The sequence below is a fragment of the Pseudomonas kitaguniensis genome (genome assembly GCF_009296165.1).
In the GTDB taxonomy this organism is placed as follows: domain Bacteria; phylum Pseudomonadota; class Gammaproteobacteria; order Pseudomonadales; family Pseudomonadaceae; genus Aquipseudomonas; species Aquipseudomonas kitaguniensis.
This window is the reverse complement of the sequence record NZ_VUAZ01000008.1, coordinates 13,772-27,872: the sequence shown is the minus strand read 5'-3', so window position 1 is coordinate 27,872 and position 14,101 is coordinate 13,772. Positions and strand designations below refer to the sequence as shown.

At 58.8% G+C, this 14,101-nt stretch carries 14 protein-coding genes and 1 pseudogene; 10 read left to right on the top strand and 5 right to left on the bottom strand.

Annotated elements, in window-relative coordinates; translation table 11 throughout:
• Positions 1 to 124 precede the first annotated feature (124 nt).
• The 3 genes from F0169_RS01990 to F0169_RS01980 are packed head-to-tail and all read right to left on the bottom strand — an operon-like array spanning position 125 to position 3,706.
• A complete protein-coding gene (locus F0169_RS01990; RefSeq protein ID WP_058412493.1) occupies positions 125 to 703 on the bottom strand; it encodes a cob(I)yrinic acid a,c-diamide adenosyltransferase in 579 nt (192 codons plus the stop codon).
• Between the two features lie 2 nt (positions 704 to 705).
• Positions 706 to 2,742, bottom strand: a complete 2,037-nt coding sequence (locus F0169_RS01985) for an ATP-binding protein (RefSeq protein ID WP_058412492.1) — start codon at positions 2,740 to 2,742, stop codon at positions 706 to 708.
• Between the two features lie 46 nt (positions 2,743 to 2,788).
• On the bottom strand, positions 2,789 to 3,706 hold the full coding sequence (locus F0169_RS01980) for a putative 2-dehydropantoate 2-reductase (RefSeq protein WP_152745292.1): 918 nt from the start codon (positions 3,704 to 3,706) through the stop codon (positions 2,789 to 2,791).
• Between the two features lie 123 nt (positions 3,707 to 3,829).
• Between F0169_RS01980 and F0169_RS01975 the strand changes: the two genes are divergently transcribed.
• Entirely contained in the window at positions 3,830 to 4,315 is a 486-nt protein-coding gene (locus F0169_RS01975; protein WP_003209785.1) for a YajQ family cyclic di-GMP-binding protein, read from the top strand.
• A 137-nt stretch (positions 4,316 to 4,452) separates the two neighbouring features.
• Positions 4,453 to 5,295 (top strand): mechanosensitive ion channel family protein, encoded by an 843-nt coding sequence (locus tag F0169_RS01970; RefSeq protein ID WP_152745291.1) that lies wholly within the window; start codon positions 4,453 to 4,455, stop codon positions 5,293 to 5,295.
• Positions 5,296 to 5,500: 205 nt separating this feature from the next.
• On the opposite strand, the gene F0169_RS01965 is transcribed toward F0169_RS01970, so the two are convergent.
• Positions 5,501 to 6,802 carry an OprD family porin gene (locus tag F0169_RS01965; protein ID WP_058412489.1) on the bottom strand — a complete coding sequence of 434 codons (1,302 nt, stop codon included), beginning with the start codon at positions 6,800 to 6,802 and terminating at the stop codon, positions 5,501 to 5,503.
• Between the two features lie 741 nt (positions 6,803 to 7,543).
• Between F0169_RS01965 and F0169_RS01960 the strand changes: the two genes are divergently transcribed.
• Both F0169_RS01960 and F0169_RS01955 read left to right on the top strand, forming a co-directional pair.
• Positions 7,544 to 7,969 carry an HIT domain-containing protein gene (locus tag F0169_RS01960; RefSeq protein WP_172979300.1) on the top strand — a complete coding sequence of 142 codons (426 nt, stop codon included), beginning with the start codon at positions 7,544 to 7,546 and terminating at the stop codon, positions 7,967 to 7,969.
• Positions 7,970 to 7,972: 3 nt separating this feature from the next.
• Positions 7,973 to 8,179 (top strand): SlyX family protein, encoded by a 207-nt coding sequence (locus F0169_RS01955; protein WP_017847119.1) that lies wholly within the window; start codon positions 7,973 to 7,975, stop codon positions 8,177 to 8,179.
• Positions 8,180 to 8,277: 98 nt separating this feature from the next.
• On the opposite strand, the gene F0169_RS28025 is transcribed toward F0169_RS01955, so the two are convergent.
• Positions 8,278 to 8,880, bottom strand: coding sequence for a cold-shock protein (locus tag F0169_RS28025; protein WP_058412487.1), 603 nt, complete (start codon positions 8,878 to 8,880; stop codon positions 8,278 to 8,280).
• Positions 8,881 to 9,326: 446 nt separating this feature from the next.
• On the opposite strand from F0169_RS28025, the pseudogene F0169_RS01945 reads away from it, so the two are divergent.
• The 6 genes and pseudogenes from F0169_RS01945 (at position 9,327) to ruvC (ending at position 14,065) form a co-directional block, all read left to right on the top strand.
• Positions 9,327 to 9,799 (top strand): annotated as a pseudogene (locus tag F0169_RS01945) (Dps family protein).
• A 194-nt stretch (positions 9,800 to 9,993) separates the two neighbouring features.
• Entirely contained in the window at positions 9,994 to 10,335 is a 342-nt protein-coding gene (locus F0169_RS01940) for a ribbon-helix-helix domain-containing protein (RefSeq protein WP_058412486.1), read from the top strand.
• Positions 10,336 to 10,500: 165 nt separating this feature from the next.
• A complete protein-coding gene (locus F0169_RS01935) occupies positions 10,501 to 10,722 on the top strand; it encodes an FmdB family zinc ribbon protein (protein WP_003193872.1) in 222 nt (73 codons plus the stop codon).
• Between the two features lie 107 nt (positions 10,723 to 10,829).
• Positions 10,830 to 12,605: an aspartate--tRNA ligase gene (gene aspS, locus F0169_RS01930; protein ID WP_058412485.1), complete on the top strand. Its 1,776-nt coding sequence runs from the start codon at positions 10,830 to 10,832 to the stop codon at positions 12,603 to 12,605.
• Positions 12,606 to 12,738: 133 nt separating this feature from the next.
• Positions 12,739 to 13,485: a YebC/PmpR family DNA-binding transcriptional regulator gene (locus F0169_RS01925; protein WP_058412484.1), complete on the top strand. Its 747-nt coding sequence runs from the start codon at positions 12,739 to 12,741 to the stop codon at positions 13,483 to 13,485.
• A 55-nt stretch (positions 13,486 to 13,540) separates the two neighbouring features.
• Positions 13,541 to 14,065 carry a crossover junction endodeoxyribonuclease RuvC gene (ruvC, locus tag F0169_RS01920; RefSeq protein ID WP_024077147.1) on the top strand — a complete coding sequence of 175 codons (525 nt, stop codon included), beginning with the start codon at positions 13,541 to 13,543 and terminating at the stop codon, positions 14,063 to 14,065.
• Positions 14,066 to 14,101 lie beyond the last annotated feature (36 nt).

Here is a 14,101-nt window from a genome sequence, read left to right as displayed (position 1 = left end):
ATCGGGAGCAAGTCGAATCGTCGCACCGGCCCTCCCACAGTTAACTGCATTCCAGAGGTGGAACTCTATCAACTGTGGGAGGCGGCTTGCTCCCGATGAGGCCCTTGCAAGCACTACATAATCATCAGTGTGGCTTCGCCGCCGCCTGCCACAAAACCTCCGCCACCCCTTGGCGCTTGGCAATCACCCTGGCTGCCACAAACAACAAATCCGATAACCGATTGATGTAAGCCAACCCCACCCCCTCCAGCGGCTCAAGCGCATTCAAATGCTGACACCTGCGCTCTGCACTGCGCGCCAGGCTGCGGCACACATGCGCCTGGGCGATCAGCGCCGAGCCACCGGGCAGGATGAAGTTCTCCAGCGGCCCGACTTCCTCGTTCCAGCGATCAATCGCCGCTTCCAGGCGATCAACTTCGGCCGCATTCAACGCCTTGTACACCGGCATCGCCAGTTCACCGCCCAAGTCGAACAAACGGTGTTGGCAGGGTGTGAGCACCTCGATCACGTCATTCAATTGCGGGTGCTTGCCGCTCTGTTCTTCAAGCCCCGCCAACAGCAAGCCCAACTGGCTGTTCAGCGTGTCGACCTCACCAATCGCCTCCACACGCGGGTGGTCCTTGGGTACGCGACGGCCATCGCCCAGGCCGGTCTCGCCTTGATCGCCGGTACGTGTGTAGATCTTCGACAGGCGAAAGCCCATGGTCATTGCTCCAGTTGGGTGAGTTCATAGGGTGGCAGTTGGCTGCCGGCCAAGGGCAGGCGCAGGGTGAAGCAGGTGCCTTGGCCGAGGGTGGAGTGCACCTCCATCTGGCCTTTATGGTTGTTGGTGATGATGAAGTACGACACCGACAGCCCAAGCCCGGTGCCTTGGCCGATCTCCTTGGTGGTGAAGAACGGCTCGAACGTGCGTTTACGCACGTTTTCGCTCATGCCGATGCCGTTGTCTTCCACCTGGATCTCCGCCCACGGCGGGTTCAGGCGCGTGCGCAAGATGATGCGCCCTGGCTCGCGGTCGTCTTCACGCAGGTGAATGGCCTGGGCGGCGTTTTTCAGCAAGTTGAGCAGCACCTGTTCCAACTCGTTGGCGGTGCCGGGCACCGGGCCCAGTTGCGGGTCGAACTGACGAATGATCGCCTGGCCCTTGAAGTCGAAACCGATGGTCAGGTCGAAGTCGTTACCGGCGATTTCGACTGCCTGGTCGATCAGTGCCGGCAAATCGCAGGGCGCCATCCGGCGATTACTGAGTCGGCTGAAGCTGAGCATGTGCGTGACGATTTTCGCTGCCCTTGCGCCGGCTTGCTGAATGCCGTCGAGCAGCTGCGGTACTTCACGGCTTTGCAAATAACGGTTGACCATGTCCAGTGTGACGCCCGCGCGTTCGGCATGCTCCAGGTTCTTCGGCAGGTCAGGCGACAGGCGGCGACGAATGTTCTGCACGTTGTGCAGAATCGCTCCCAGCGGGTTATTGATTTCGTGGGCCATGCCCGCCGCCAGGCCGCCGACGGAGAGCATTTTTTCTGACTGCACCATCATCTCTTCAAGCGACAGGCGCTGGGTGATGTCGTCGATGCGGATCACCACGCCGCGCCCGGCGCCGCCCATCAGCGGGTAAAAGGTCAGGGCGTAATGTTTGGGCTCGTCATCCTTGACCCAGGTGACGCGCTCGATGCGCTCTACGGTGTGCTGCTCAACCGTGGCTTTTAGTTGTGGCAGGTACGGCTTGAGCGGCTGGAATGCGAGGAAAATCGGTTGGTTCAGCGCCTCGTCCAGGCGCGTGCCGGAAAGCGCGCTGGCCTCCTGATTCCACTGGGTCACGTAGAGCTGTTCATCCAGCGCGATCAACGCCGAAGGCATCGAGTCGATGATGCTGTTCAGGTAGTTCTGGAAGCCGGTGAGTTTTTTCTCGATTTTGCTGCGAACCTGCACTTCGAGTTCCAGCTTGCGGTTGGTGTGGCGAGTCTCTTCGGCCAAGCCCTGGGCTTGATCGTAGGCGGCCTGTGAATCGTCGCGCGCGCGTTTTAGCTGCTGCTCGCGGGCTTCGATGCGTGACAACATGGTGTTGAAAGCTTCGGCCAGGCTGCCGATCTCATCATGGTTGCCACGCCCGGCGCGCAGGGCGTAGTTCTCTTCGCGGGTCACTTGGCGTGACAGCTCTTCCAGTTCGTAGATCGGGCGAGTGATCAGGCGTTTGATTTGCCGGGCGATGATCAGCCAGAGCAGCACGCTGAAAATCAGGATGCCCAGGCTCGCCGTCAGCGTGCCGGTATAAAACGCCATCGGCAGTTCACTGCTGGCCACCAGCAGTAAGTGCCCGGACGGCTGGCCGGCGCGGGGCAGGGTGATGACCTGGTTGCTGCGAAACTCGGTCAGCCGCCACGCTTCGATGTGCCGGTAGGTGTCCGGCAAATGCAGGCGATCGCCGTGCTGCATCTGCGCCAGGCGGGTGCCTTCGCCGTCGTACAACGCTGCGGCGCGCAGCGGTGAATAGCTGGTCAATTCAGCGAGCAGGGCGTCGGCTTTGGCCGGGGACTCAAGCGCATCGGCGGCGAGGGCCGGGTTTGATACCAGGCGGCCGATGGCCTGCAGCGCCTGAGGCGCCATGCTTTCCTGCGAAATCCAGTAGGCCGCACTGATAAACGTCAGGTTGGCTACCAGCAATACGGTAGTCAGCAGCACCAGCAGGGCGGCCAGCAGTTTCTGCCCTACGGGTAGATTTTCAAGACGCTGGCGCAGTGGCATCAGGGCTTTCCGAGACGATAGACAGGTAGGCAGGGTAGCGCGTGCCTCAGTCGCTGGCCAATCCGCGTTCACGCAAATAGCCCACCAAACGCGCTTGTAGCTGTTGCAGGTGCGGCAGCACCAATTGATGGCGGGCTGCCGCCTGGCATGCATAGCCCAGCAGGTAGCTGATTTCGGTGCGCCGCGCGTTGGCCACGTCCTGATACATCGAGGAATAGTTGCTCGCGGTGGCCTGGATCACCCGTTGCACTTCGCTGTGCAACGCTTGCGCGGCCGCGGGCTGGCCGCAGCATTCGAGCAGTTCGGCCAATTCGGCGCACAGCGTTGCGACTTCGCATTGATGGTCTTGCAGGCCGCCGTTACGGCACTGGTACAGCACAGTCAGTGGGTTGATCGCGCAATTGAGCGCCAGCTTGCGCCACAAGCGCGTCAGAATCTCGGTGCTCCATTCATGAGGGATGCCGGCGGCGTGCAGGTCGTTCAGCCACAGTGGTGGCATCGGCTGGCCTGTGTCCCCCAGCCAGGTGTAGCCATGCCCGGCGAACACCACGCGCCAATCGCCGTCGCGGAACGCGCCCTCGGTGCTGGAGGCAAAGATGCTGCGCGCCTGCGGCACTTGGGCGGCCACTGCGTCCTGGCTGCCAAGGCCGTTTTGCAGCAGGATCAGCTCAGCATCCGCCGCCAAACGCTGTTGCAGCTGTGCGATAGCGCTTTGTGCGTCGTAGGCTTTGCACGCCACCAGCAGGCGCTGAATCGGCTCAGGGCTGTCGGGCGTTTCGCCGGTGACCGGGTAAGTGTGTGCTACGCCGTGTTCGACCAGCGTCAGCCCATGCCCGGCCTGATAGCTGGCGAGGCGCGCGTGGTCACGCAAAATCAACCTCACCGGCACGCCCGCGCGAGCCAGGCGCGTGGCCCAGAGTGTGCCCAGGCTGCCGGCGCCGAGAATATGCCAGGTGGTCGACATGAGTTTGTGCTCCGTGGGGTCGCTCACAGTGAACGCGGCGAAAGAACCGCTATAATGCCCGGGCATTTTAGCTTGGGCGCGCTCCATCTCTACTGAGCCCGCCCCTTATTTTGGAGAAATGACATGCCTTCGTTCGACGTGGTATCCGAACTGGACAAACACGAAGTCACCAACGCCGTCGAGAACGCCGTCAAAGAGCTGGACCGTCGCTATGACCTGAAAGGCAAGGGCAGCTTCGAGTTCAAGGAAAAGGAGTTGACCGTCAACCTGACCGCTGAAGCCGATTTCCAGCTGGAAGCGATGATCGAGATTCTCAAGCTGTCCCTGGTCAAGCGCAAGATCGACGCACAGTGCCTGGAAATCAAAGACGCGTACGCCTCCGGCAAGCTGATGAAGCAGGAAGCCGTGCTCAAGGAAGGCATCGACAAAGAGCTGGCGAAAAAAATCGTCGCTCACGTCAAGGATGCCAAGTTGAAAGTGCAGGCCGCCATTCAGGGCGAGCAGGTGCGTATCACCGGCAAGAAGCGTGATGACTTGCAGGAAGCGATCGCTGCCCTGCGCGCCAAGACATTTGACATGCCGCTGCAGTTCAACAACTTCCGCGACTGAGAGCACGCTGCGGAACCTGCGGGCGTTTTTGACGTCCCACGCCCCACAGTTTGTGCCTACACTTGAGCCCTTCGGGGCTCATTTGCGTTTTTAGGCAGTCAATAAAGCCGCACATCCGTGAAACAGGAGAAATATAGATGGATTTGAACGCTGAATTTGATCACCTGATCAAGACCTCACAGTCTTGGATCCCAATGATTATGGAATACGGTAGCCGTGTGTTGCTGGCGGTGGTCACCCTGGCCATCGGCTGGTGGTTGATCAACCGGCTTACGCACCGGGTTGGGCGCTTGTTGGCCATCCGTAACGCCGACCTGGCGCTGCAGCACTTCATCACCAACCTTGCGAACATCGCGTTGAAGATCATGCTGATTGTCAGCGTGGCGTCGATGATCGGCGTGGCCACCACCTCGTTTGTCGCTGCTATCGGTGCGGCGACCCTGGCCATCGGCCTTGCGTTACAAGGCAGCCTGGCCAACTTCGCTGGCGGCGTGCTGATTCTGTTGTTCCGCCCGTTCCGCATTGGTGACTGGATCGAAGCCCAAGGCACTTCCGGCACGGTCGACAGCATCCAGATCTTCCACACCGTGCTGCGCACCGGCGACAACAAAACCGTGATCGTGCCAAACGGCATCCTGTCCAACGGCATCATCACCAACACCAACCGTCAGCCGACCCGCAAAGTGGTGTTTGACGTGGGTGTCGACTATGAAGCCGACCTGCAAAAAGCCCGTGAAGTGCTGCTTGAGCTGGCAAAAGACGCTCGCGTGCTGGCAGATCCTGCGCCGGTGGCAGTGGTGTCGACCTTGGGCGACAGTTCTATCACTGTGTCGCTGCGGTGCTGGACCAACACGGCGGATTATTGGGATGTGGTGTTTATGCTCAATGAAATGGCACGAGACCGCCTGAAAGGCGCGGGGATTGATATTCCGTTTCCGCAGCGGGTTATTCGCGTTATGCAGGAGCCTGCGGCTAAATAACCGGCCTTTAAACAACCAGACGGCAAGGCATCGAACTTGGCCAATAGGTCAGGTTTGATGCTGGCAGCTAATCTCGTTAGTTAGCGTGCTGGTTATTTTTCGAATGAAATAAAACTGCAATAAAAAAGCCGCTCCCTTTTAAACAGGGGAGCGGCTTTTTGTTTAAGGCCGAGGCCTTAAGTCATCGTTGTAATCAAACTGACAATTACAAGATGTTCAGCGGGTATTGCGCGATCAAACGCAGTTCGTCGATGGAAGCCGAACCGTAGTACACGTTGTCAGACGAACGATAGGTCGCTTGACGCAGGCGCAAGCTCAGGTTTTTAGCCGGACCGCTCTGGACCACGTATTTGCCTTCGATGTCACGTTCCCACTCTTTGCCGTTCGACGTGGTGCCAGTGTTGGCGCCGCTGCCGGTTACGTAACGCGTCATGAAGCTCAGGCCAGGAATGCCGAAGGTTGCCATGTTGATGTCGTAACGCGCCTGGAACGACTTCTCGCCTTCGGCGTTAAAGTCGGAACGAGCGATGGAGTTGGCCAGGAATACTGTGCCGCCGCCGTCTACACCGTAGCCGTAGTCACCGTCGCCGCTAACCTTTTGAGCTGCCAGGGTGAAGGTGTGTGCACCAACGGTGTACGCGCCTTGCAAGCTGAATGCACGGTTGTCGAGCTTGGTGGTGCCGTCTTTTTCAGCGCGTTGCAGGCCTGCGCCATCGCTTTTGGTGTCGTAGATGTTGAAGTCTACCGCGACGGATTGGTCATCGCTGAGCGCGTGGGTCCAGTTCACGTTGGCGTAGAGCTTCTTCCAGTAATCTTCTACTTTCGAGTAGTAGAGGCTGGTAGTGAGCTCTGGCGTCCAGGAGTAAACGCCGCCGACGAAGTTGGCGTCTCTCAGGCCGGTGCCGGTGACCGGCTCAGAGCTGGAGATACTGTCTTTGTAGGTGTGGTCCTGGGCGACGATCGACGTGAAGTGACCGGCTTCCAGTTTCAGGCCTTTGATCTCGTTGCTGGTGATCGAGATACCTTGTGGCAGCTCTGGCAGCAAGCGGCTGTCGTCGGAGGCGAATACTGGCGCGGTGGTGTACTGGTCACCTACTTTCAAGACCGTATCAGAGATACGGAACTTGATGGCTGCGCCGCCTTTGGAGTATTCATCCTGAGCACGGCCATCGGAGCCATTCGGGAACAGACCCGTGCCGGTGCGACCCTTGCCGCTGTCGAGTTTGAGGCCGAGCAAACCAATGGCATCAAAACCGACACCGATAGTGCCCTGGGTGTAGCCCGAGCTGAACAGGCCATGGAAGCCAAGGCCGGTTTCTTCGCGGCGGCTTTGGGTGCCGGGCGCGTTATTACGGAAGTCGCGGCTGAAGTACAGGGTACGGGTCAGGATGCTGGCCGTACTGTCTTCGATAAAGCCCTTGGAATCATCTTGGGCGGACGCCATTGCGAACTGCGAGGTGCCTGCTGAAACAGCCAGTGCGATCATGCTCCACTTCATCACGCGCATCGTGATTTGCTCCTTTGGTTTTAGGAAGAGTACTGCCGTCCCACCTGTATTTTTATCTGGGCGGCTCTTTCTTTTTTGTGTCAGCGCAAAGTTATATCACGCAGACCCTATTGACGATACTGACTCAACTATCCTTTCAGCTTCTTTACGAAGCTGTCGTAAAATTGCTAATTCCGTGTCGCAAATTCACAGCCCAACGGTAACCGGGCTGACAACTTAAGTGCTGTTTTCATACAGCTTTCGAAGTGTGAAAACTTCCTCTGCAGGCACTTAAACGCTAGTGGTGCTGATCGCGAAGCACCTGCGTCCAAGCGGGTGCCGTTGCCGACGATACGGGTACTAATGCAACAAGCGCGCCCAAACCGGTCAGCGAATGTCATTTTTTCGTGAAAAACGTGACGGCAGTGTAAAAACCACATAACCACGGGCTTTTTACGCCGTTTGGTTTGAGCGCCAGGCAGCCGCATTGCACCTGACCAGCGGTACACGCAGCCTGCACCCAGCAAAAACGTTACCGGTTCACACCATTGCCGGGTAATCGCGGGCGCCTTTGAAGCACAGGTGGGTCATTTTGGTGCAACCCGTCGAGGCCCATTCCAGCGTAGCCCAAGTATTCGCCTGCCACTTAAAGGTGCAGGTTTTTTATTCGGCTGCCTCAAGGCACCCGCATTCACCGTGAAGCCTTGAGCATTCGAAGGTATGCTGGGCGCCTGAAATTGACCTGCAGAACGGAGTGCCCGCGTGTTCGCCTTAGATCAACGCCTGCAACAAGACACACTGGCCATTGGCGACTTCCCGCTCTGCCGCCTGTTGCTGTCCAACGATTCCAATTACCCGTGGTTTATCCTGGTGCCGCGCAAAGACGCTATCAGCGAAGTGTTTCAGCTCGATGGCGCAGACCAACAGACGCTGTGGCAAGAAACCACCGCCCTGGCGCAGTGGCTGAACGAAGCGTGGGCTGCCGACAAGATGAACATTGGCGCGTTGGGCAACGTTGTCAGCCAGTTGCACGTGCATGTGATCGTGCGCAAACGCGATGACGCTGCTTGGCCGGCACCGGTTTGGGGCAAACATCCGGCGCAGCCGTATACCGAAGAGCAAGTGGCGGCGATTCGCGCAAGGCTGCGCGCGTTTTTGCCAGCCAACTTCATCTTTACTCAGGACTGAACCATGGATCTGCAAGACCGCGTCACCGACCTGGAAAGCCGCCTGGCGTTTCAGGACGACACCATCGAAACCCTGAATGACATCCTGGTTACCCAGCAGCGTGCGGTTGAACGCCTGCAGTTGCAGATGACCGCGCTGCTCAAGCGCCAGGAAGAAATGGGTGGCCAGTTCGAGTCATCCGAAGAAGAAGCGCCGCCGCCGCATTACTAAGCCGTGCGTGTAAACCGCCGCTGGTTAATCGCCAGGCAATAAAAAAACCGCGACCCAGCAGTGCTGGATCGCGGTTTTTTTTGCTGCGAACGCTAGGGTCAGCGGCGCGGCAGGGCAGCGATTACGTCTTCGGCTTGCAGGCCTTTATCGCGATTCATCACCGAGAACTCCACGCGCTGGCCTTCCACCAGAACACGATGGCCTTCGCCGCGGATGGCCCGGAAGTGGACGAAAATATCGTCGCCCGAATCGCGGGAGATAAAGCCGAAGCCTTTGGAGGTGTTGAACCACTTGACGGTCCCGGTATCCCGGTTGGTCATATCGTAGCTTTGCGACGCGGCCGCAGGCGACGAGCGGTAGAAGCTGATGGCCAGGTGAAGAGCGATGGCGACCACAGCAATCACCAGGCTGAGCAGGATGGCCGGGTGGCCGCCCACTTCAGGCATAGGTGCGAGGAGGGTGAGGGTTTGAACGACAACGGTCAGCACCAGCAGCGCGCTGACCAGGTTTTGCAGTTGATGACGCGTGCCTTTGTTCCAGTAAGGGATCACCGGTGCCAGCGTCAGGTTAAGAAGGCCGAACAAGGCCAGGTACAGAGCGTCGTGTTGTTCCAGGTAGGGAGGGCTTCCCTGTTGCAAGCTCGGTATAAAGGACAGCAGCAACGCTGCAACGCCCGTTAGCAGGTGGACGATTTTCAACATTTTGATTAACTCACGTTAAGAAGGATCACAAGGAAGAGCTGACTGGCACGGTTCGCTTCTGAACAATGGGAGGCGTTGGGCACGTGCGCGGGTATCAGCCTATGTGACTGCCGCAGAAATAAACGGCAAGCACACGCCGTCTATTTAACAGCAAAGGCTGTGCCTACTCAAATCAAGCATTTCGGGGTGTTGCGACATCGACCGCATTTCTGCGTCAAATACGTGTCCTAGACCGGTGCGTGCTTTTTGCGCGGTATTTTGAGAATCTCTCTAGCCTGTGCACAGGCTTGGCTGTAACCGGCAGTCGCGGTGTAGAGAGCGGCGATTTGCCGCACGCCGCCGCGTGTGTCGGGCTGCACACAGCCTGCACTCTTGCTAGAGTGGTGCCCTTGCTAGAGTGGTGCCGCAACGGATCAATGAATCCTCGTCAATTGAAGGGAAAAAACATGGCAATCGATATCGGTATCAGTGAAGAAGATCGTAAATCCATCGTCGACGGACTTTCACGGCTGCTGTCTGATACCTATGTACTGTATTTGAAGACCCACAACTTCCATTGGAACGTGACTGGCCCGATGTTTCGTACGCTGCACTTGATGTTCGAAGAGCAGTACAACGAACTGGCGCTGGCGGTGGACTCCATTGCCGAACGTATTCGTGCCCTCGGCTTTCCTGCGCCGGGCGCCTATTCGATCTACGCGCGTCTGTCTTCGATCAAGGAAGAAGAGGGCGTGCCCAGCGCCGAAGAGATGATCAAGCAGTTGGTCGCAGGCCAGGAAGCAGTGACGCGTACCGCGCGCGGCATTTTCCCGTTGCTCGATAAAGTCAGCGATGAGCCGACTGCGACCTGCTGACCCAGCGCATGCAGGTTCACGAGAAAACCGCCTGGATGCTGCGTTCGCTGCTCGAAAACCAGTAAGCCCCCCGCTCCAAAAAAAACAGCGAGTGGCGCCTTTCTGGCGCTGCTTGCTTGTTTCCGCGCATTTCCTGGCGTTGTCCTACGACTATCAACTCCGCGTCTTCTGGCTGCCCCTCGCGTCCTGCTGTTTTATAGAGCCACTGTCCAATGGGAGAAACCCATGGGCTGTTGTTTGGCAATGGAGTGTCAGCTGTATGTCGCGCACAGTGGGTAATGGAGTAATGGAAACCTGTGGTTTTCATAAGATAAAGGTCGACCCCTTCACCAAAGGGTTCGATATGGGACTGGCCAAGCCATTGTCCCGGTCGGTCAGGCTCAACGGGTTTTCCACCTGCCTGCGTCTGGAGCAGATCTATTGGAATATCCTCACGGAGATAGCCAGGATCAATGCCTGCACAGTCAGTGCGTTGCTGTCATACGTCGATCGGGAAGTGCATTTGCGTTACGGAGGGGTGAAGAACTTCAGCGGGCTGGTCAGGGTGGTGTGTGTCGTCCACGTATTAAACGGTCGCGTGGCAACCATGAGCCCGGATTAACCCGGCGCTCGCAGCCGGCCCGCGGTTATCGCGGGCCGGTGTTCGGGCAGAAAGCCGGCTGCGCTGTGTCGATTTACCAGATATAATCTCGCGCTTTGCTGCGCAAGCCGGGCTTTATCCACAGGGCGCGCGGCGTAGTTACGATCCGATCGCCGAGACATCTCCATGCCCATGTACGACTATCAATGCGCTTCCTGTGGTCATCAGTTGGAAGCCATTCAGAAGATCAGCGCAGCGCCGCTGGTCGATTGCCCTGCCTGCCAGGCGCCTGAGCTGAAGAAGATGTTGTCCATGCCGGGCTTCCGCCTGAGCGGCAGCGGCTGGTACGAGACCGATTTCAAGACCGGCGCCAAAAAGAATCTGGCGGGCGGCGACAAAGCAGACTGAGTTGAACTCTACGCGCAGGCTCCTGCATTATCCGTCCCCTGCTTAACAGTACGGTGACGAGGCAAGCCTCCATCGAATTTCGAATTACGAGAAGTGAAACCACTACCATGATGCGCAGCCATTATTGCGGCCAACTGAACGAGACCCTGGAAGGTCAGGAAATCACTCTTTGCGGATGGGTTCACCGTCGCCGCGACCACGGCGGGGTGATCTTCCTCGATATCCGTGATCGTGATGGTCTGGCCCAAGTGGTGTTCGACCCGGACCGCGCCGAAAGCTTCGCCGCCGCCGACCGCGTGCGCAGCGAGTATGTCGTTAAAATCACCGGCAAGGTTCGCTTGCGTCCGGCCGGTGCCGTGAACGCGAACATGGCCTCCGGCGGCATCGAAGTACTGGGCTACGAGCTGGAAGTGCTGAACGAATCGGAAACGCCGCCGTTCCCACTCAACGAATATTCCGACGTTGGCGAAGAAACCCGCCTGCGCTACCGCTTCCTGGATCTGCGTCGCCCGGAAATGGCCGAGAAGCTGCGCCTGCGTTCGCGCATGACCACCAGCATCCGCCGCTTCCTCGACGAGAACGGCTTCCTCGATGTCGAAACGCCGATCCTCACCCGGGCGACCCCGGAAGGCGCGCGTGACTACCTGGTGCCAAGCCGTACGCACGCCGGCAGCTTCTTTGCCCTGCCGCAATCGCCGCAACTGTTCAAGCAACTGCTGATGGTGGCCGGCTTCGACCGTTACTACCAGATCGCCAAGTGCTTCCGTGACGAAGACTTGCGTGCTGACCGCCAGCCCGAATTCACCCAGATCGACATCGAGACCAGCTTCCTCGATGAAAAAGAGATCATGGGCCTGACCGAACAAATGATCCGCAACCTGTTCAAGGAAGTGCTGGACCTTGAGTTCGGCGAATTCCCGCACATGACCTTCGAAGAAGCCATGCGCCGCTACGGTTCCGACAAGCCAGACCTGCGTAACCCGCTGGAACTGGTGGACGTGGCCGACCAACTCAAAGCAGTTGATTTCAAGGTGTTCAGCGGCCCGGCCAACGACCCTAAATGCCGCATCGCCGCCCTGCGCGTGCCTGGCGGCGCGAGCATGCCGCGCAAGCAGATCGACGATTACACCAAGTTCGTTGGCATCTACGGTGCCAAGGGCCTGGCGTACATCAAGGTCAACGAGCGCGCCAACGGTGTTGAAGGTCTGCAATCGCCGATCGTGAAAAACATCCCGCTGGACAACCTGAACGCGATTCTGGACCGCGTGGGTGCGGTTGACGGCGACATCGTGTTCTTCGGCGCCGACAAAGCTAAAATTGTCAGCGAAGCGTTGGGTGCACTGCGCATCAAGCTGGGCCACGACCTCGACCTGCTGACCTGCAAGTGGGCACCGATGTGGGTCGTTGACTTCCCGATGTTCGAAGAGAACGACGACGGCAGCTTCAGCGCCTTGCACCACCCGTTCACCGCGCCAAAGTGCACGCCGCAGGAGCTTGAAGCCAACCCGGCCGGCGCTCTGTCGCGTGCCTACGACATGGTGTTGAACGGTACCGAGCTGGGTGGCGGTTCGATCCGTATCCACCGCAAAGAGATGCAACAGTCGGTGTTCCGTCTGCTGGGCATCAACGAAGCGGAACAGCAAGAGAAGTTCGGCTTCCTGCTCGACGCCCTCAAATACGGCGCGCCGCCGCACGGTGGCCTGGCGTTCGGCCTCGACCGTCTGGTGATGCTGATGACCGGCGCGCAGTCTATTCGTGAAGTGATTGCCTTCCCGAAAACCCAAAGTGCTGCGGACGTAATGACCCAGGCTCCGGGCGTGGTGGATGCCAAGGCGCTGCGCGAACTGCACATCCGTCTGCGCGAGACACCCAAGGCTGAGTAAGGCTGCTGCGTGAAAGCGCACTGAGGTTTACGCGGTCTAAAAAGGCGCATCTTCGGATGCGCCTTTGCGTTACACGAGGCATATCCCGCCCGGCGGGATTGATAAGGTTTCTACAGAATTTCGGAGTTGTGTTATGGCTGGCCATTCCAAGTGGGCGAACATCAAGCACCGCAAAGAGCGTCAGGATGCCAAGAAAGGCAAGATCTTCACCAAGTGGATTCGCGAGCTGACCGTCGCTGCTCGCCAGGGCGGCGGTGACCCGGGCTCCAACCCGCGTCTGCGCCTGGCGCTGGACAAGGCCTTGGGCGCGAACATGAGCCGCGACATCATCGACCGCGCTGTGGCCCGTGGTGCTGGCGCTGCCGATACCGACGACATGGTCGAACTCAGCTATGAAGGCTACGGCCCGGGCGGCGTGGCGGTGATGGTCGAGTGCATGACCGACAACCGCAACCGCACCGCAGCGGCGGTGCGCCACGCGTTCAGCAAGTGCGGCGGCAACCTGGGCACCGACGGCTCGGTGGCCTACCTGTTCGAACGCAAGGGGCAAATAGCTTTCGCGCCGGGCGTGGATGAAGATGCGCTGATCGAAGCCGCGATGGAGGCGGACGCCGACGACGTGGTAACCAACGATGACGGTTCTATCGACGTGTTCACCTCGTTCGCGGGTTTTTACGCCGTGCGTAACGCGCTGGAAGCCGCCGGTTTCAAAGGCACTGACGCGGAAATCGTGATGTTGCCGACCACCAGCGCCGAGCTGGACCTGGACGGCGCGCAAAAAGTGCTGAAGATGCTCGACATGCTCGAAGACCTGGATGATGTGCAGAACGTTTATTCGAACGCCGACATCCCGGAAGAAGTTGCAGCACAGCTGGTCTGAAGAATGCTGTAGATCGCTGTGTCAAAAAATGTGTTAACCCCACTCCGCAGGCGTTATGACTTTAATCCTTGGTATCGACCCCGGTTCGCGCATTACCGGTTTTGGCGTGGTGCAACACACCCCGCGCGGCTGCGTTTACGTGGCTTCGGGCTGCATCCGTACCGGCGCGGGCGAGTTGGCCGAGCGCCTGCAAATCGTCTATCGCGGTGTGCGTGAAGTGATCCAGACCTACGGGCCGGTCACCATGGGCATTGAAAAAGTCTTCATGGCCAAAAATGCCGACTCCGCGTTGAAGCTCGGCCAGGCGCGTGGCGCCGCCATTGTGGCCGGTGCCGAAGAAGGCATGGAAATCGCCGAATACACCGCCACCCAGGTCAAGCAAGCCGTGGTCGGCACCGGTGCGGCCAACAAGGAACAGGTGCAGATGATGGTCATGCACATGCTCAAGCTGACGTCAAAGCCGCAAATCGACGCCTCCGACGCCCTGGCTATCGCCATTTGCCATGCGCACACCCGCTCCAGCTTGCTACCGCACGGCCTGGGCACCGCACGCAGTCGTGGCGGGCGGCTGCGTCTCTGATAGCATCAGCGCAATCGTGTTTCCCGGTCAGCCCTT

Excerpts from the sequence above, each read along its gene's own strand:
- F0169_RS01990 (WP_058412493.1), bottom strand. The coding sequence starts at position 703 with ATGGGCTTTCGCCTGTCGAAGATCTACACACGTACCGGCGATCAAGGC.
- F0169_RS01985 (WP_058412492.1), bottom strand. The coding sequence starts at position 2,742 with ATGCCACTGCGCCAGCGTCTTGAAAATCTACCCGTAGGGCAGAAACTG.
- F0169_RS01980 (WP_152745292.1), bottom strand. The coding sequence starts at position 3,706 with ATGTCGACCACCTGGCATATTCTCGGCGCCGGCAGCCTGGGCACACTC.
- F0169_RS01975 (WP_003209785.1), top strand. The coding sequence starts at position 3,830 with ATGCCTTCGTTCGACGTGGTATCCGAACTGGACAAACACGAAGTCACC.
- F0169_RS01970 (WP_152745291.1), top strand. The coding sequence starts at position 4,453 with ATGGATTTGAACGCTGAATTTGATCACCTGATCAAGACCTCACAGTCT.
- F0169_RS01965 (WP_058412489.1), bottom strand. The coding sequence starts at position 6,802 with ATGCGCGTGATGAAGTGGAGCATGATCGCACTGGCTGTTTCAGCAGGC.
- F0169_RS01955 (WP_017847119.1), top strand. The coding sequence starts at position 7,973 with ATGGATCTGCAAGACCGCGTCACCGACCTGGAAAGCCGCCTGGCGTTT.
- F0169_RS28025 (WP_058412487.1), bottom strand. The coding sequence starts at position 8,880 with ATGTTGAAAATCGTCCACCTGCTAACGGGCGTTGCAGCGTTGCTGCTG.
- F0169_RS01940 (WP_058412486.1), top strand. The coding sequence starts at position 9,994 with ATGTCGCGCACAGTGGGTAATGGAGTAATGGAAACCTGTGGTTTTCAT.
- F0169_RS01935 (WP_003193872.1), top strand. The coding sequence starts at position 10,501 with ATGCCCATGTACGACTATCAATGCGCTTCCTGTGGTCATCAGTTGGAA.
- aspS (WP_058412485.1), top strand. The coding sequence starts at position 10,830 with ATGATGCGCAGCCATTATTGCGGCCAACTGAACGAGACCCTGGAAGGT.
- F0169_RS01925 (WP_058412484.1), top strand. The coding sequence starts at position 12,739 with ATGGCTGGCCATTCCAAGTGGGCGAACATCAAGCACCGCAAAGAGCGT.
- ruvC (WP_024077147.1), top strand. The coding sequence starts at position 13,541 with ATGACTTTAATCCTTGGTATCGACCCCGGTTCGCGCATTACCGGTTTT.